Raw genomic sequence first — 16644 nt, 5'->3', positions numbered from 1 at the left:
GATCATCGGGGAGGTGGCGTGTGGACAGCACTGAGGTGATCAATCCGGCGACCGGGGCGGTGTTCCGGGAGGTGCCGTCGAACGGCCTCGCCGAGACGGACGCCGCGATCGCCAGGGCGCAGCGCGCCTTCCTCTCGTGGCGCGAGGTCGCCCCCGGTGACCGGGCGCGGCTGCTGCGGCGCTTCGCCGCCGTGGTGGGCGACCACATCGAGGAGCTGGCCGGGCTGGAGGTCCGCAACTCGGGCCACACCATCGGCAACGCGCGCTGGGAGGCGGGCAACGTCCGCGACGTGCTCGACTTCTACGCGGGCGCGCCGGAGCGGCTGTCCGGGCGCCAGATCCCGGTGGCCGGCGGCCTCGACGTCACCTTCCACGAGCCGCTCGGCGTGGTCGGCATCATCGTGCCGTGGAACTTCCCGATGCCGATCGCCGGCTGGGGCTTCGCGCCCGCGCTCGCCGCGGGCAACACCGTGGTGCTCAAGCCGGCCGAGCTGACCCCGCTGACCGCGATCCGCCTCGGTGAGCTGGCGCTGGAGGCCGGCCTGCCCGAGGACGTGTTCACGGTGCTGCCCGGCAAGGGCCGCGTGGTCGGGCAGCGCTTCGTCACCCATCCCGCCGTGCGGAAGGTCTGCTTCACCGGCTCCACCGAGGTCGGAAAGTCGATCATGGCGGGCTGCGCCGACCAGGTGAAGCGGGTGACCCTCGAGCTGGGCGGCAAGAGCGCGAACGTGGTGTTCGCCGACGCCGACCTGGAACGCGCGGCCGCGAGCGCGCCGGGTGGCGTCTTCGACAACGCCGGCCAGGACTGCTGCGCCCGGTCCCGGCTGCTCGTGCAGGACTCCGTCTACGAGCGCTTCCTCGCCCTGCTGGAGCCGGCGGTCAAGGCGTTCCGGGTGCAGGACCCGGCACTCGAGACGGCCGAGATGGGCCCGCTGATCTCCGCCGGGCACCGCACCAAGGTCGCCTCCTACACCGACGGCGCCGACGTCGCGTTCGCCGGTGCCGCGCCCGACGGCGACGGCTGGTGGTTCCCGCCGACCGTGCTGCTCGCCCGCTCGGCCGACGACCCGCACTGGCGCGAGGAGGTGTTCGGGCCGGTCCTGTCGGTCCTGCCGTTCCGCGACGAGGCCGAGGCGATCCGGCTCGCCAACGACACCGAGTACGGGCTCTCGGGCTCCATCTGGACCCGCGACCTGGGCCGGGCGCTGCGCGTCTCGCGGGGCGTCGAGACCGGAAACCTCAGCGTCAACTCGCACTCGTCGGTGCGCTACTGGACGCCGTTCGGCGGCATGAAGCAGTCCGGCCTCGGCCGCGAGCTGGGCCCCGACGCGCTGCTGTCGTTCACCGATGTCAAGAACGTCTTCATCTCGACGGACAGCTGAGGGGTCATCTGTGGAACGTTTGCAGGATCGGGTCGCCGTCATCACCGGCGCCGGCAGCGGCATCGGCCTCGCCACCGCCCGGCGGTTCGCGGCCGAGGGCGCTCACGTCGTCTGCGTCGACATCGCGGCCGACGCCGGCAAGGCCGCGGCCGAGGAGGTCGGTGGCGAGTTCGTCGCCTGCGACGTCAGCGACGAGGAGGCGGTCCGGGCGCTCTTCGACGGGGTGGCCGAGCGGCACGGGCGGGTCGACATCGCGTTCAACAACGCCGGCATCTCGCCGCCGGACGACGACTCGATCCTGGTCACCGGCCTGGACGCATGGGAGCGCGTGCTGCGGGTGAACACCACGAGCGTCTTCCTCTGCTGCAAGTACGCGATCCCGCACATGCGGCGGCAGGGCAAGGGCTCGATCATCAACACCGCGTCGTTCGTGGCGCTGCTGGGCGCGGCCACGTCGCAGATCGCGTACACGGCAAGCAAGGGTGGCGTGCTCGCGATGACCCGCGAGCTGGGCGTGCAGTTCGCCCGGGAGGGCATCCGGATCAACGCGCTCTGCCCCGGCCCGGTCGCGACCCCGCTGCTGATGGAGCTCTTCGCCAAGGACCCCGAACGCGCGGCGCGGCGCCTGGTGCACGTGCCGATGGGCCGCTTCGCCGAGCCCGCCGAGATCGCGGCGGCGGTGGCGTTCCTGGCCAGCGACGACGCGTCCTTCATGACCGCGTCGCAGTTCGTCGTCGACGGCGGTATCACCGGCGCCTATGTGACACCCCTGTGACTGTTTAGCAACACCTGACACAGGGCACCGCACCTGGTACGTCCGGTTCGCGCCGGGCGCAGGGGCCGTACCTCCGTTTGTGCACGCTGCGATCGCTGCACGGGCGGTCCGAGGGTCCGGGCGCGGCGTCCGGCCGCCACGAGCGGGCGCCGCGCACCCGGGATCGCCGCGGGATCGGCAGCCTGGAAGACCCGATCCGTAACCGGGCCTGGATACCTTTGAAAGATGCGACCCGTCATCGGCATCACCACCTATGTGGAGCCCGCCACCTGGGGTGTGTGGCATGAGCTGCCCACCACACTGGTGCCACACGACTACGTCGCGGCCGTGACCCGGGCCGGCGGCCGGGCCGTCCTGATCCCGCCCGACGATCTCGACCCCGACGTGTTGCGGGTGCTCGACGGTCTCGTGCTCAGCGGCGGCGCCGACCTCGGCCCCGAGCTGTACGGCGCCGAGCCGGGCCCGCACACGGTCGTCCGGCCCGAGCGGGACGCGGCCGAGATGCTGCTGGCCCGGGCCGCGCTCGCCCGGGACCTGCCCATCCTCGGCGTCTGCCGGGGCATGCAGCTGCTGACGATCGCCGCGGGCGGCACGCTGCACCAGCACCTCCCGGACGTGCTCGGCCACGAGCGGCACCGGCCCGCCCCGGGCGTCTACGGGATGCACGAGGCCCGGTTCACCGAGGGCAGCCGGATCGCCGACCTGATGGGCGACGACACCCGGGTGCACTGCTTCCACCATCAGGGCGTCGACGATCCGGGCTCGCTGACGATCACCGGCCGGGCCGGTGACGGGGTCCCGGAGGCGGTCGAGGATCCGGCGCGGCGTTTCGTCCTGGGCGTGCAGTGGCATCCAGAGGTGACACGCGACAAACGGCTGTTCGGGGCCGTGGTGGCGGCCGCCGGAGCCTAAGGAACGTCGGCGGGCGGCCGATACGCAGGTTTTGCAGGGTGAGGAGGATCGCACAAATATGCGCAGGCCATTGATCGGATTGACCGCGTACGCCCAGCAGGTCAGGTATGGCAGCAACGACCAGCTGGTCAGCATGCTGCCGATGTCCTATGTCAGAGCCGTGCACGCCACCGGCGGCCGCGCGGTTCTGATCACTCCGGACGATCCCGGGACGGACGTGCTCGATTCGCTCGACGGCATCGTCCTCGCCGGCGGTGGCGACGTCGATCCCGGCAACTGGGGGGCCGAGCCGCACCCCGCCACCGAGTCCGACCCGGTCCGGGACGCCTCCGAGCTGATGCTCATGCGCGCCGCCCTCGATGCCGGCCTGCCGGTGCTCGGCGTCTGCCGGGGCCTGCAGGTGATGGCCGTGGCCACCGGCGGCACCCTGCACCAGCACCTGCCCGACCTGATCGGCCACGAGCGGCACCGGGCCGCGCCGGGCACCGACCCGCTCGCCGCCGACTCCTCGGACTTCGGGCGCCACGACGTGGTGCTGCGGTCCGGTTCGGTCGCCCGGACGCTGCTCGGCCCGAGGCTCACCGTGAACTCGTTCCACCACCAGGCGATCGACGACCCGGGCAGCTTCACGGTCGCCGGATGGTGCCCGGAGGACCGGGTCGTGGAGATCATCGAGGACCGCGACCGGTACTTCGCCCTCGGCGTGCAGTGGCACCCGGAGCGCACCGGCGACCTGCGCGTCTTCGCGGCCCTGGTGGAAGCCGCGGCCTACCGCTCGGGCCTGGGCGGCACCGCCGTCGCGGCCTGATCAGACCGCGATCGGATACGAGGCCTGGAACGCCAGCCGGCCGTCCGCGCCCGCGGCGAGGTCCCGGAGCACGTCGTCCAGCTCCAGGAACGCCTCCCAGGGCGCACCGCCCAGCATGGTGCACACCCGCCGTTCGAGGTCCTCCACCCGGGCCGCCCGCCAGATCTGGTCCGCGAGGCTGACCAGCAGGTCGTCGAGGCCGACGTCCGGGTCGTGCCAGCTGGAGTGGCTGCCCGCGAAACGCGCGAGGTGCGCCGGCACGCCGTACCGCAGGAGCAGGTCGCGGCCCGCCTCCTCGTGCTCGTGCCCCGGGCCGGACAGCTCGCCCACGTGGATGGTCTTCCCGATGTCGTGCGTCGCGGCGCCGAACAGCACCGCCGTGGTGTCGAACTCCAGGTCCGGCCGGCGGCGTCCCAGCAGGTCCGTGAGCGACCACGCCACGTCGTGCACGAGCCGCAGGTGGGCGCCGAGCCGCGGCGGGGCGGCCAGCTCCCGCAGCAGCTCGGCCGCCGGTCCCGGAAGGGGACGCAGCGGCGATTCGGTCAGCGCGAGGTCGAGCCGGCGGGACGTCACGCGCGCAAGGTTAGCGGCGGCGCAAATGCGGGCGCCGTCGGTGTTACCGTGCCAGAACTTACGGCCGAATCATCCGCGGGAGGACGCATGCGGGCGAGCGCGAACGGCGCCCTGCCGGAGCGGCTGCGGACGGCGTTCGAGCGCGGCGGCGAGATGGGCCGCCGCATGCTCGAGCTCGACTGGGCGCCGACACCCCTCGGCGACCCGTCCGGCTGGGCGCCGGAACTGACCAACGCCGTCTGCACGATGCTCGCCTCCAAGTCGCAGATCGTCCTCTTCTGGGGGCCCGAGTTCTGCGCGCTCTACAACGACGCCTACCTGCCCACCGTGGGCAGCAAGCATCCCGGCCACCTGGCCAGGCCGGGGCGGGAGATGTGGGCCGAGACCTGGTCGCTGCTGCACGAGCTCTTCCGCGACGTGGTGACCCGCGACGAGGCGTTCTACGCCGCCGACCACCTGTTCATGATCGAGCGCCACGGCTTCCTCGAGGAGACCTACTTCGACGTCTCCTACGACCCGATCCGGCTCGGCGACGGCAGCGTCGGCGGCGTCTTCTGCATCGTCAGCGACACCACCCGACGGGTCCTCGCGGACCGCCGGGTGCGTACCCTCAGCGCCCTCGGCTCCCGCCTGGCCGACTCACCCGACCAGAGCGCCCTCGGCACCCAGGTCGTGCGGGTCCTCGGCGAGAACGACGCGGACGTGCCGTTCGCCGCCCTCTACCTCGATGATCCCGTCGACGGCGGCGAGCCGACCCTGGCCGGGGTTTGCGGCCGGCCGGGTTCCGGTTGCCCGCCGCTCGGCGCCGAGGCGCGGCGGGTCGTCGACGCCGTCATGGGCTCACACCGGCCGGGCAGCCTGCCGGTCGCCGACGCCGTCGATCCGCCGCCCGAGTCCGCCGCGCCCGAGGCGCTGGTGCTGCCGATCGGTGCCGGAACCGGCGACGTCGGGGTGCTGATCGTCGGGGTCAGCCGTTTCCTGGCGATGGACCGCGGCTACCGCGACTTCCTCGACCTCGTCACCGCGCAGATCTCCCGCGCGGTGGCCAACCTGCGCGCCTACGAGCAGGAGCGCCGCCGCGCCGCCGCGCTGGCCGCCCTCGACTCGGCGAAGACCAACTTCTTCTCGAACGTGAGCCACGAGTTCCGGACCCCGCTGACGCTGATCCTGGGCCCGCTCGAGGACCTGCTCGCCGGCCCCGGCCTCAGCGACGACCAGCGGGAGCGCCTGCTGCCGATGCAGCGCAACGGCATGCGCCTGCTCAAGCTGGTCAACACCGTGCTCGACTTCTCCCGGCTGGAGTCCGGCCGGCTCGGCGCCGCCTACCGGCCGACCGATCTGGCCGACTACACCGCCAGGCTGGCCAGCACGTTCCGGTCCGCGGCCGAGCGGGCGGGGCTGCGGCTCGACGTCGACTGCCGGACCCTGCCGGAGCCGGCCTACATCGACCGCGAGATGTGGGAGAAGATCGTCTTCAACCTGCTGTCCAACGCGGTGAAGTTCACCCGCGCCGGCGGCATCAGGATCGGCGTCGCCGAGCGCCGGGGCTTCGCGGTGCTCGAGGTGAGCGACACCGGCGTCGGCATCCCCGCCGCCGAACAGCGACTGCTGTTCGACCGCTTCCACCGGGTAACCGGTTCCTGGTCCCGCAGCCACGAGGGCACCGGCATCGGCCTGGCCCTGGTCCGGGAGCTGGCCGAGCTGCACGGCGGCACCGCGACCGCGCGGAGCGAGCCGGGCGCGGGCAGCACCTTCACCGTCGAGATCCCGCTCGGCACGGCGCACCTGCCCGCCGACCGGGTCATCGACGATGGGCACCCGGCCGCCCCGGACGACCAGGCCCGCCTCTACGTGGAGGAGGCGCACTGGTGGCTGGACGACACCGATCCCGCCGAGGTCGATCCGGGCGTGGTGCACGACGCGGGCCGGGGGCGGGTGCTGCTCGTGGACGACAACGCCGACCTGCGCGACCACGTCGCGCGGCTGCTCCGGCGGCACTGGGACGTCACGGCCGTGGTGGACGGGGCGGAGGCGCTGGAGCGGGCCCGGACGGAGCGTTTCGACCTGGTCCTGACGGACGTGATGATGCCGCGGCTGGACGGCTTCGCCCTGATCAAGGAGCTGCGGGCCAACGAGCGCACCCGGGACGTGCCGATCGTGGTGCTCTCCGCCCGGGCCGGCGAGGAGTCCTCGGTCGAGGGGCTCTCGGCCGGCGCCGACGACTACCTGGTCAAGCCGTTCTCGGTGCGTGACCTGACCGCCCGGGTCCGGGCCAACCTCGAGCTGGGCCAGGCCCGCAGGCAGATCATCAGCCGGTTGCGCGGCCTGGTCGACGCGGCCGCGGCGGTCAACACGGTCCGGACCACCGCCGAGGTGCTCGACGTCGCCGCCCGGCACGTGCGGGCGATGACCTCGGCGGGCCGCGTGGTGTTCACCGTCCCGGGTGCCCGGGCCGAGGTGGACGGCGGTGCCGCCGCCGCGGACACACCGGACGTCGTCCTGCCGCTGCTCGACACCTCCGGCGCGACGCTCGGCGAGCTGAGCGTCTGGTCCGGTGTGGACGGCCCGCTCGAGCCGGTGCTGCTCACCCAGCTGGCCCGGCTCGTCGGCCTGCGGCTGGAGAACGCCCGGCTCTACGAGGCGGAGCACCGCATCGCCAGCACGCTGCAGCACAGCCTGCTGCCGCACTCGCTGCCGCGGGTGTCCGGGGCGATCGTGGCGAGCCGCTACCTGCCCGGCAGCTCCGAGGCGGAGGTCGGCGGCGACTGGTACGACGTCTTCCTGTCCCCGGACGACCAGCTCTTCCTGGTCATCGGCGACGTGGTCGGCAAGGGCGTGCACGCCGCGGCCGGCATGGGCCAGCTCCGGAACGCGCTGCGTGCGTACATCCTGGAGGGATTCGACTGCGGCGAGTCGCTGAGCCGGCTCAACCGGCTGGTGGACAACCTCGGCGTGAGCCAGTTCGCGACCGTCGTCTGCGTCCGCTTCGACCCGCGGACCGGGCAGCTGCACTACTCCTCGGCCGGGCATCCGTCGCCGATAGTGGCCGCCCCGGGCGAGGAGGGCGTGCTGCTCTATGCGAAGGCGCTCGGGCCCCCGATCGGGGCGCTCGGCGACGTCAGCTATCCCACCCTCGAGTCGGAGCTGGCACCGGGGCAGCGGCTGCTGCTCTACACCGACGGCCTGATCGAGGACCGGCGCCAGGGCATCGACACGGGCCTGGCCGAGCTGCGGGCCGAGCTGGCCAAGCCGGCCGAGCACGTCGAGGACCTGCTGGACCGCCTGCTGGCCAAGGCCGCGCAGCAGCCCCGCCGCGACGACATCGCGCTGCTCGCGCTGCAGGCCACCGAGCCGCGCGAGTTCGTGCTGCGGCTGCCCGCCGACCCGACCCGGCTGCGCGTGCTGCGGCACCGGCTTGAGGACTTCCTGACCGCGAACGGCGTGCCCGAGAACGACGTCTTCGACCTGACCATCGCCGTCTCGGAGGCGGCGGCCAACGCGATCGAGCACCCGATCGACCCGGCCGAGCCGATGATCACAGTGGAGGCCTCGGTCGGCGACGATGTCGTGACGGCGACCGTACGGGACACCGGAAGCTGGCGGCCGGCCACCTCGGCCGGCTTCCGCGGGCGCGGGCTGGCGCTGATCGGCGCGCTGTCGCAATTCTCGGTGGACCGCTCCGAGACCGGCACCACGGTGACCCTGCGGCGGCCGATCGGCCGGCCGTGACGGGCCCTCAGCCGCGCGGCAGCAGCCAGGGCTGGCCGGCGAGGCCGGCGATCTCGAGCACCCGGTGCACCGGCGGCGACGGGATCACCTCGAGTGCGCCCGGATAGCGCGCCGCGAGCCTGATCAGCGCATGGATGCCGGCGGAGTCGAAGAAGGTGACCTCGCGCAGGTCGAGGGTGACGCGGCCGACGCCGCCGTCGGTAGCCGCCCCGTACATGGCGTCGGCGGTGGCCATGTCGACCTCGCCGCCGACCACGACGGTGGCGCGATCGCCGTCCGTCGAGGTGCTTACCGAGAAGATCGTCTCGGTGCCGTCTTGATCCACACTGACACGATTACACAGCGGCCCGGGGGCGGCAACAGCCGGTCATCGGGGTCAGCCGGGCGGGCAAACTAGCGTCACACCGCAGGGTGCCCCGGACCGGCGGCGATAAGGTGGGCCGATGACCGTTCGTGCCCCTCTGGTTCCGGGAAAGCAGTCGCCGTGGCGGGCGGTGCCACCTCAGATCACCCGCCCTGAGTACGTCGGGAAGAAGCGTCCGAAGGAATGGCGCGGCTCCCACGTGCAGACCCCCGAGATCATCGAGCGGATGCGCGTCGCCGGGCGGATCGCCGCGCAGGCGACCCAACTCGCCGGCGAGCACTGCAAGCCGGGCGTGACGACCGACGAGATCGACCGGGTGGTGCACGAGTTCCTCTGCGACCACGGTGCATACCCGTCGACGCTGGGCTACAAGGGCTTCCCCAAGTCGTGCTGCACCTCGCTCAACGAGGTCATCTGCCACGGCATCCCCGACACCACGGTGCTCGAGGACGGTGACATCGTCAACGTCGACGTGACCGCGTACATCGACGGGGTGCACGGCGACACCGACGCGACCTTCTGCGTCGGCGAGGTCAGCGAGGAGGCCCGGCTGCTGGTCGAGCGCACCCACGAGGCGATGATGCGCGGCATCCGCGCGGTCGCGCCCGGGCGGCAGATCAACGCGATCGGCCGGGTCATCGAGGCCTACGCGCGCCGCTTCGGCTACGGCGTGGTCCGCGACTTCACCGGCCACGGCATCGGCGAGACGTTCCACAGCGGGCTCTACATTCCGCACTACGACAACCCGCGGCTCGACGTGGCGATGGAGCCCGGCATGACCTTCACCATCGAGCCGATGATCACCCTCGGCACCCACGAGTACGAGACCTGGAGTGACGGCTGGACGGTCGTCACCAAGGACCGCAAGTGGACGGCGCAGTTCGAGCACACCCTGGTGGTGACCGACGACGGTTACGAGATTCTGACCCTTCCCTGACGGCGCGGGCCGTCATTCGAAGAGCGAGCCGAGGGAGCCGTCGACCGGGCGGCCCCGGGCGGTCAGCTCCTCCGCCTGCGCGTGCAGCACCGAGCCGAGCTCGGTCGCGTCCGCCCCGGCGAGGCCGGTGCGCTTGACCGCGTCGGCGCGGTTGCGGAAGTACGTGCGGCCGAACAGGCCGGTGACCATGGCGGCGTGCAGCCGCGCCTCGGCCAGCAGCACCAGGGCGGCGTCGGTCTCGTACCACTCGGCGAGGCGTACCGCCCTGGCGTGCGCGGCCGAGGCGACGCACCAGTTGCGCCGGGCGAGCCCGGAGAACTCGCCGGGCCGGGTCTCGGCGAGCTTGCCCAGGTGCGCGTCGCGCTGGTCGCCGAACCAGCCGCGCGGGTCGAACAGCACGCGGGTGTTCAGGTAGCGGTCCGCCTCCAGCGGCCAGCGCGGGGTCAGCTCCGTGGCCCGGCGCAGGCAGTCGTCGGCGGTGCCGACGCTGAGATCGACCAGGATGCCGTCGACCCGGCGCAGGGCGGCGCGCGGTCCGGCGTTCGGCTTGTAGGTGACGACCTGCAGGTTGAGGTCGCTGCTGTCGGAGTCGTCGCCGTGCGCCATCGATCCGTGCACGCCGATGGCCCGCACCTCGGCCGACCAGCGGCGCAGGATCACGTCACGGAGCCGGGTGGCCAGGTGCCAGCGGGGGTTGGCCAGGTCGTACTCGTCCTGCGACACTGCGTCATTCTCGGGCAAGAACCCGAAGTGTGAAAGCTTCTCAGGCGCTTCCGGGCCAGGCCATCGTCACCGGGGTGACCTCGCCGAGGCGCCGCCACCGGGTGGCGCGGACCGCCGCCTCGATCAACGCGTTCAGCGCGGTCGCCCGGTCGGCGCCCTCGCCGGCCGGCAGCACCGCCCGCCACGCCTGCGCGAGGCCGTCCTCGATCTGGATGGCCAGCTTCACCGCGCCGGCCCGGTCGGTGAGCTCGAACGGCAGCTCATAACCGGCGGGGGCGGGCGCGGCGCTGGCCTTCAACGCCGACAGGCGGCTGACCAGCGCGTCGCGCCGGCCGCGGTGGGCCGCCTCGGCCGAGCGCGCCTCGGCCAGGTCACCCTCGCCGGTCAGCTTCACCCCGAGCACCCCGTACGCATAGATGGCGGCCTCTTCCGCCGCCAGTGCCGCCAGCAGTTGCTCGTTCATGCCATCGCCTCCGCCGGGTGCCGAGTTGATGATTCGCTCGCGGGGTCGCTCACCGCAGCGCCTCCGCGTGGGTGGCGCGGGAGGCGGCGATCGAGCCGGCGAGGCCGGCGCGGGCGGCCGGCGCGGTCCGGCAGGCGGCGGAGGCCGTCTTCATGGCCGCCAGTTCGGCCTTGCGCAGGGTCGCCACCGAGTCGGCCGCGTCGCCGCCCGGCGCGGGCGCGCTCGACGAGGGCGCGCCGGAGGGCGGCGTCACGCCGATCACCCGGGCCAGTTCGGCCGCGTGGGCCCGGTGGTCCTCGGCCAGCGGCTGCAGCCGCTTCGCGAGCCCGGGCTCGGCCAGCACCGCCCGGTCGTACGCCGCCGCCAGCTGCAACGCCTCGTCCAGCACCGGCTGCAACGCGTCGGGCGGCGGGACGGGCTCGGGGTCGTCGTCGAGGAGCCCGCAGCCCGCCAGCGTCGTCGCGCTCAGCGTCGCGCCGGCCGCTACGCGGATCAGCTGACGTCTTTTCACGCGGTCAGTCAACACCATCGCGGCCATGTCCCGGCGTGGACGTCGCTGACCTGCGCATGGCGCGGATTCGGAGCGGCGGCGGCCGGGCGGCGCCGGTGGCGCGTTACGCTCTGCGTCAGCCGCCGGGGATTTCGCCCCGGTGGCATCCCGGTGTTCCCGGCGTTCGGCGTGCGGAGCCCCTGCCGCCCGCCACATTCGAGCAGAAGGGTTGGGCCCGATGACGCAGCGTGATCGCGGCGGTGCCCGGCCGACCGGCCGTCGCAGTGGCGGCCGCAATCGCGACGCCGTCGCAGAGACGCGAGCCTCCGCTGCTCCGCGCATCGACCTGGTGGCCGCGAGGTCCCGCGTGCGCGCGGTCATCGAGCCGGTCGTCGTCGCCGCGGGTTTCGACCTCGAGGACGTGGGCCTGTCCCGCGCGGGCCGGCGGCACGTGGTCCGCGTGCTGGTCGACGCGGACGGCGGCATCAGCCTGGACGACGTCGCGGTGGTGTCCCGGGAGATCTCCCAGGCTCTCGACACCGCCGAGGAGACCGGCGGCGAGGTCCTGGCGGGCGAATATCAGCTCGAGGTCGGCTCGCCCGGCGTGGACCGGCCGCTGACCCACCCCCGGCACTGGCGGCGCAACGTGAGCCGGCTGGTGACGGTCACCGTCGCGGGCCGCTCGCTGACCGGCCGGGTGACCTCCGCCGACGAGGCCGGCATCGTGCTGGACGTCGCCGGCAAGAGCCGCGAGGTTCCCTACGCCGACCTCGGACCCGGCAAGGTGCAGATCGAGTTCAAGCGGCTGGACGAGGCCGTCTTCCCGGACGAGGAAGAGCCGGACGACGACGAGCCGGACGACGAAGATGAAGATGAAGACGACGACGAGAATGGGGAGGGCGAGGGGAGATGAACATCGACCTCGCGGCGCTGCGCGCCCTGGAGCGCGAGCGGGAGATCCCGTTCGAGACGATCCTCGCGGCGATCGAGACAGCGCTGCTTACCGCGTACCGGCACACGGACGGGGCCGAGGGCCACGCCCGGGTGGAGATCGACCGTAAGAACGGCGCGGCCCAGGTCTTCGCCCAGGAGCTGGATGCCGACGGCACGATCGTGCGCGAGTGGGACGACACACCGCACGACTTCGGCCGCATCGCCGCGATGACCGCCAAGCAGGTCATCCTGCAGCGGCTGCGCGAGGCCACCGACGAGGTGCACTTCGGCGAGTACGCGGGCCGGGACGGTGACCTGGTCACGGGCATCGTGCAGGCCGACGCGGCGCGCGCCGAGAAGGGCATCGTCATCGTCGACCTGGGCAAGCTCGAGGCGGTCCTGCCGCAGGCCGAGCAGGTGCCGGGGGAGAGCTACGAGCACGGATCCCGGATCCGCTGCGTCGTGGTGCACGTCGCCAAGGGCTTCCGCGGGCCGCAGATCACCCTGTCGCGCACCCACCCGGGTCTGGTGAAGAAGCTCTTCGCCCTCGAGGTGCCGGAGATCGCCGACGGCACGGTGGAGATCGCCGCGATCGCACGTGAGGCAGGTCACCGTACAAAGATCGCGGTGCATTCCCGGGTGACCGGCGTCAACGCCAAGGGTGCCTGCATCGGCCCGATGGGCCAGCGGGTCCGGGCCGTTATGAGCGAATTGCACGGCGAGAAGATCGACATCATCGACTATTCGGAGAACCCGGCGAACTTCGTCGGCAACGCCCTCTCGCCTGCCAAGGCGCTGCGGGTCGAGGTCGTCGACGCGGCCACCCGGACCGCCCGGGTGACGGTGCCGGACTTCCAGCTCTCCCTGGCTATCGGGCGGGAAGGGCAGAACGCCCGGCTGGCGGCCCGGTTGACCGGCTGGCGCATCGACATCCGGCCGGACAACGAGCCCAATCCGGCCGTGGAGCGCGATGCCGCCGAGACCGGAAGCTGACCGGATACGCGAGCGTCCGGTACGCGGGGTAGACTTTCGGGAGGCCGGGCCGACACGAACCTGTGTTGGGTGTCGCTCACGCGTGCCGGCCTCCGATTTACTGCGGTTCGTCGCGGTCGGGGCGGAGGGTGACCTCCGGCTTCAGCCCGATCCGGGCCGTCGACTGCCGGGTCGGGGAGCGCATCTGCATCCTGATCCGGCCTGTTTCGCGCAGGCGGAGCGGCGTCGTGCCTTCGGGCGCGCGCTGCGACTCACCGGTGTTGCTGACACCGGATTGCTTGCCGAGCACATCCGCGCGGTCTCCGTGCCGCGGGGAACAACCGATGATGGAGCGGTAAGTGCCCCATCCATGTCCAGCAAGGTAGGACGACCCAGATGAGCACACGATGAAGTCCCTGAAATGACCAGGCTTCTAGTGCACGAGTGAGGTCGGCGGGCGCTGCTCGCACGACCTCGAAGTGAGGAGTGCAGTGCCAGGCAAGGCCCGCGTTCACGAGCTCGCCAAAGAGCTCGGGGTCGACAGCAAGACCGTTCTCGCCAAGCTCAAAGAGATGGGCGAGTTCGTCAAATCCGCATCCAGCACGGTCGAGGCCCCGGTAGCCCGGCGACTTCGTGGTGCCCTCGACGCACAGGGCGGTGGCGCTCCGGCGGCACCCGCCGCTGCCGCGCCGAGCGCCCCGAGCGCGCCCAGCGCCCCCCGGGCCACTCCATCGACCGCGCGGCCGCAGCCGCCGCGCCGGCCCGCCGCCCCGGCCGAGGGAGCGCCCACCAGCGCACCCACGTCCCCGGCGCCGTCTCCCGGCTCGATGGTCCGGCCCAAGCCGCCGGTTCCCGGCCGTCCGGGCCCCATGCCCGGTCCGGTCGCCAAGCCGGCGAGTGCCCACGACATCGAGGTGGCGGCCGCCGAGGCGCGCGCCTCGGCGCTGAAGGCCGAGCAGGAGGCTGCCGTCAAGGCCGCCCAGGCCGCCCGCCAGCGCGACACCGAGCGCCGGGCGCAGCAGCCTCCGGCCGACGGGACCACCCGTCCGCGGCCCCCGGGCCCGGGCACGGTTCCGCCGCGTCCCGGTTCGCCCGCGGCTACGCGTCCCGGAGCCCCGGGCGCGCCCACTACCGGCCGGCCCGGCCCCGGCGGCGCACCGCGCCCGCCGGCTCGCAGCCCCGGTAACAACCCGTTCGGCGTCTCCGGTGGCGGCCAGCGGCCGACCCCGTCGGCGATGCCGCGTCCCAACCAGCCCGGCATGCCGCCGCGGCCGAGCCCTGCCTCGATGCCGCCGCGTCCCAGCCCCGCGTCCATGCCCGCACAGCGCCCCGCCGGTCCCGGCGGCGGTCGTGGCGGCCCCGGTGGCGGCGCAGGTCGTCCCGGCGGTCCCGGTGGCGGTCGTGGCGGTCCCGGTGGTGGCGCCGGTGGCGGCTTCCGTCCCGGTGGCGGCGCAGGTGCCGGTGCCGGTGGCGGCGGTTACCGCGGCGGTCCCGGTGGCGGTGGCGGCGGCGGTGGCTACCGCGGCGGCCCCGGTGGCGGCGGCGGTGCCGGTGCCGGTGGCGGTTTCCGCCCCGGTGGCGGCGGTCCCGTCGGCGGTGCCCCCGGTCGTCCCGGTGGTGGCGGTCGCGGTCGTGGCGGCGGTGCCGCGGGTGCCTTCGGGCGTCCCGGTGGCCGGCCCACGCGTGGCCGCAAGTCGAAGAAGCAGCGGCGTCAGGAGTTCGACAACCTGTCGGCTCCGCAGATGTCGTCGGGTGCGCCCCGCGGCCAGGGTCAGGAGATCCGGCTGTCGCGTGGTGCGTCGCTCTCCGACTTCGCCGACAAGATCAACGCCAACCCGGGTTCGCTGGTCCAGGAGATGTTCAACCTGGGCGAGATGGTCACGGCGACGCAGTCGTGCTCCGACGACACGCTGGCGCTCCTCGCCGTGCACCTCGGCTTCGAGCTGCAGATCGTCAGCCCCGAGGACGAGGATCGCGAGCTCCTGTCGCGGTTCAACATCGACCTCGACGCCGAGGTGGCCGAGGACCGTCTGGTCATTCGTCCGCCGGTGGTGACCGTCATGGGTCACGTCGACCACGGTAAGACGAAGCTGCTCGACGCGATCCGCAAGACCAACGTGGTCGCCGGCGAGGCGGGTGGCATCACCCAGCACATCGGTGCCTACCAGGTCGTCGTCCCGCACCAGGGCGAGGATCGGGCCATCACCTTCATCGACACCCCCGGTCACGAGGCGTTCACCGCCATGCGTGCCCGTGGTGCCCAGGTCACGGACATCGTGATCCTGGTGGTCGCGGCCGACGACGGCGTCATGCCGCAGACGGTCGAGGCGTTGAACCACGCCAAGGCGGCCGACGTGCCGATCGTGGTCGCGGTCAACAAGGTGGACAAGCCGGACGCCAACCCGGACAAGGTCCGTCAGCAGCTGACGGACTACGGCCTGCTCGCCGAGGAGTACGGCGGCGACACGATGTTCGTGAACGTGGCCGCCAAGCCCGGCATCGGCATCGAGGAACTGCTCGAGGCCGTGCTGCTGACCGCCGACGCGTCGCTGGAGCTCACCGCTCCGATCGACGGGCCGGCGCAGGGTGTCGCGGTCGAGGCCCACCTCGACAAGGGCCGGGGCGCGGTTGCCACGGTTCTGGTCCAGAAGGGCACGCTGCGGGCCGGCGACTCGATCGTGGCGGGCGGCGCGCACGGTCGCGTCCGCGCCATGCTCGACGAGAACGGCAACCAGGTCTCCGAGGCGGGCCCGGCTCGTCCGGTCCTCGTCCTGGGCCTGACGTCGGTGCCTGGCGCCGGCGACACGTTCCTGGCGGCCGAGGACGACCGCACGGTCCGGCAGATCGCCGAGCAGCGCCAGGCCCGCCGTCGTGCGGCGAGCTTCGCGAACTCCAAGGGCAAGGCGACCATCGAGGACCTCATGGAGCAGCTCAAGGAGGGCGAGAAGACGTCGCTCACCCTGGTGCTCAAGGGTGATGGTTCGGGTTCGGTCGAGGCGCTCGAGGACGCGCTGTTCAAGATCGAGATCCCGAGCGAGGTGCAGCTCAAGGTCATCCACCGCGGCGTCGGTGCGATCACCGAGAGCGACGTCAACCTGGCGAGTGCATCGTCGGACGCGGTTGCCACGATCATCGGCTTCAACGTCCGGGCCTCGAACAAGGTCAAGGAGATGGCCGACCGCGCCGGCGTGGAGATCCGCTACTACAGCGTCATCTACCAGGCCATCGAGGAGATCGAGGCGGCGCTCAAGGGCCTGCTCAAGCCGGAGTACGAGGAGGTCGAGCTGGGCACCGCGGAGATCCGCGAGGTGTTCCGTTCGTCCAAGATCGGTCTCATCGCCGGCTGTCTGGTCCGCTCCGGTCTCATCCGCCGCAACGCCAAGGCGCGCATCCTGCGCGAGGGCACCGTGGTGGCGGACAACGTCACGATCAGCTCGCTGAAGCGGTTCAAGGACGACGCCACCGAGGTCCGCGAGGGCTTCGAGTGTGGTCTGACCCTGTCCGGTTTCGGCTCGCCGCAGCCCGGCGACGTGATCGAGACCTTCGAGATGCGTGAGAAGCCGCGGGCGTAACAACCCCGGCT

At 72.6% G+C, this 16644-nt stretch carries 15 protein-coding genes; 10 read left to right on the top strand and 5 right to left on the bottom strand.

Annotation, left to right across the window (positions count from 1 at the left end; translation table 11 throughout):
• Positions 1-20 precede the first annotated feature (20 nt).
• From AB0F10_RS04670 to AB0F10_RS04655, 4 genes are all read left to right on the top strand, one after another.
• Entirely contained in the window at positions 21-1382 is a 1362-nt protein-coding gene (locus AB0F10_RS04670; protein WP_360620435.1) for an aldehyde dehydrogenase family protein, read from the top strand.
• Positions 1348-2157, top strand: a complete 810-nt coding sequence (locus tag AB0F10_RS04665; protein WP_360620434.1) for a 3-oxoacyl-ACP reductase — start codon at positions 1348-1350, stop codon at positions 2155-2157. The genes AB0F10_RS04670 and AB0F10_RS04665 overlap by 35 nt, the downstream gene beginning before the upstream one ends.
• Before the next feature lie 225 nt (positions 2158-2382).
• Positions 2383-3069, top strand: coding sequence for a gamma-glutamyl-gamma-aminobutyrate hydrolase family protein (locus AB0F10_RS04660; protein WP_360620433.1), 687 nt, complete (start codon positions 2383-2385; stop codon positions 3067-3069).
• 58 nt (positions 3070-3127) lie between these two features.
• Complete coding sequence (locus AB0F10_RS04655) at positions 3128-3877, top strand: gamma-glutamyl-gamma-aminobutyrate hydrolase family protein (RefSeq protein WP_360620432.1); 750 nt, start codon at positions 3128-3130, stop codon at positions 3875-3877.
• On the opposite strand, the gene AB0F10_RS04650 is transcribed toward AB0F10_RS04655, so the two are convergent.
• Positions 3878-4450 (bottom strand): HD domain-containing protein, encoded by a 573-nt coding sequence (locus AB0F10_RS04650; protein WP_360620431.1) that lies wholly within the window; start codon positions 4448-4450, stop codon positions 3878-3880.
• A gap of 87 nt (positions 4451-4537) precedes the next feature.
• Between AB0F10_RS04650 and AB0F10_RS04645 the strand changes: the two genes are divergently transcribed.
• Positions 4538-8179 (top strand): SpoIIE family protein phosphatase, encoded by a 3642-nt coding sequence (locus AB0F10_RS04645; protein ID WP_360620430.1) that lies wholly within the window; start codon positions 4538-4540, stop codon positions 8177-8179.
• A gap of 7 nt (positions 8180-8186) precedes the next feature.
• Here the strand turns inward: AB0F10_RS04645 and AB0F10_RS04640 are convergent, their stop codons facing one another.
• Positions 8187-8504 (bottom strand): STAS domain-containing protein, encoded by a 318-nt coding sequence (locus tag AB0F10_RS04640; protein ID WP_360620429.1) that lies wholly within the window; start codon positions 8502-8504, stop codon positions 8187-8189.
• 118 nt (positions 8505-8622) lie between these two features.
• Between AB0F10_RS04640 and map the strand changes: the two genes are divergently transcribed.
• Positions 8623-9480, top strand: coding sequence for a type I methionyl aminopeptidase (gene map / locus AB0F10_RS04635; protein WP_360620428.1), 858 nt, complete (start codon positions 8623-8625; stop codon positions 9478-9480).
• A 12-nt stretch (positions 9481-9492) separates the two neighbouring features.
• On the opposite strand, the gene AB0F10_RS04630 is transcribed toward map, so the two are convergent.
• The 3 genes from AB0F10_RS04630 to AB0F10_RS04620 are packed head-to-tail and all read right to left on the bottom strand — an operon-like array spanning position 9493 to position 11177.
• On the bottom strand, positions 9493-10203 hold the full coding sequence (locus AB0F10_RS04630) for a nucleotidyltransferase domain-containing protein (RefSeq protein WP_360620427.1): 711 nt from the start codon (positions 10201-10203) through the stop codon (positions 9493-9495).
• A 40-nt stretch (positions 10204-10243) separates the two neighbouring features.
• Positions 10244-10666: a ferritin-like domain-containing protein gene (locus AB0F10_RS04625; protein ID WP_360620426.1), complete on the bottom strand. Its 423-nt coding sequence runs from the start codon at positions 10664-10666 to the stop codon at positions 10244-10246.
• A gap of 49 nt (positions 10667-10715) precedes the next feature.
• Positions 10716-11177, bottom strand: coding sequence for a hypothetical protein (locus AB0F10_RS04620; RefSeq protein WP_360620425.1), 462 nt, complete (start codon positions 11175-11177; stop codon positions 10716-10718).
• Between the two features lie 217 nt (positions 11178-11394).
• On the opposite strand from AB0F10_RS04620, the gene rimP reads away from it, so the two are divergent.
• The 4 genes from rimP (at position 11395) to infB (ending at position 16633) form a co-directional block, all read left to right on the top strand.
• Positions 11395-12069 (top strand): ribosome maturation factor RimP, encoded by a 675-nt coding sequence (rimP, locus tag AB0F10_RS04615; protein ID WP_360620424.1) that lies wholly within the window; start codon positions 11395-11397, stop codon positions 12067-12069.
• On the top strand, positions 12066-13082 hold the full coding sequence (gene nusA / locus AB0F10_RS04610; RefSeq protein ID WP_360620423.1) for a transcription termination factor NusA: 1017 nt from the start codon (positions 12066-12068) through the stop codon (positions 13080-13082). Before rimP ends, nusA begins: the two co-directional genes overlap by 4 nt.
• Positions 13060-13461 (top strand): YlxR family protein, encoded by a 402-nt coding sequence (locus tag AB0F10_RS04605; RefSeq protein ID WP_360620422.1) that lies wholly within the window; start codon positions 13060-13062, stop codon positions 13459-13461. Before nusA ends, AB0F10_RS04605 begins: the two co-directional genes overlap by 23 nt.
• 91 nt (positions 13462-13552) lie before the next feature.
• Positions 13553-16633, top strand: coding sequence for a translation initiation factor IF-2 (gene infB, locus AB0F10_RS04600; RefSeq protein WP_360620421.1), 3081 nt, complete (start codon positions 13553-13555; stop codon positions 16631-16633).
• Positions 16634-16644: the final 11 nt, after the last annotated feature.

This window comes from Actinoplanes sp. NPDC026623, from assembly GCF_040638275.1.
In the GTDB taxonomy this organism is placed as follows: domain Bacteria; phylum Actinomycetota; class Actinomycetes; order Mycobacteriales; family Micromonosporaceae; genus Actinoplanes.
The sequence above is the reverse complement of the archived record's forward strand: the minus strand, read 5'-3'. Positions and strand labels throughout refer to the sequence as shown.

Coding starts and splice junctions, on each gene's coding strand:
- AB0F10_RS04665 (WP_360620434.1), top strand. CDS start 1,348: ATGTCAAGAACGTCTTCATCTCGACGGACAGCTGAGGGGTCATCTGTG.
- AB0F10_RS04660 (WP_360620433.1), top strand. CDS start 2,383: ATGCGACCCGTCATCGGCATCACCACCTATGTGGAGCCCGCCACCTGG.
- AB0F10_RS04655 (WP_360620432.1), top strand. CDS start 3,128: ATGCGCAGGCCATTGATCGGATTGACCGCGTACGCCCAGCAGGTCAGG.
- AB0F10_RS04645 (WP_360620430.1), top strand. CDS start 4,538: ATGCGGGCGAGCGCGAACGGCGCCCTGCCGGAGCGGCTGCGGACGGCG.
- map (WP_360620428.1), top strand. CDS start 8,623: ATGACCGTTCGTGCCCCTCTGGTTCCGGGAAAGCAGTCGCCGTGGCGG.
- AB0F10_RS04625 (WP_360620426.1), bottom strand. CDS start 10,666: ATGAACGAGCAACTGCTGGCGGCACTGGCGGCGGAAGAGGCCGCCATC.
- rimP (WP_360620424.1), top strand. CDS start 11,395: ATGACGCAGCGTGATCGCGGCGGTGCCCGGCCGACCGGCCGTCGCAGT.
- nusA (WP_360620423.1), top strand. CDS start 12,066: ATGAACATCGACCTCGCGGCGCTGCGCGCCCTGGAGCGCGAGCGGGAG.
- AB0F10_RS04605 (WP_360620422.1), top strand. CDS start 13,060: ATGCCGCCGAGACCGGAAGCTGACCGGATACGCGAGCGTCCGGTACGC.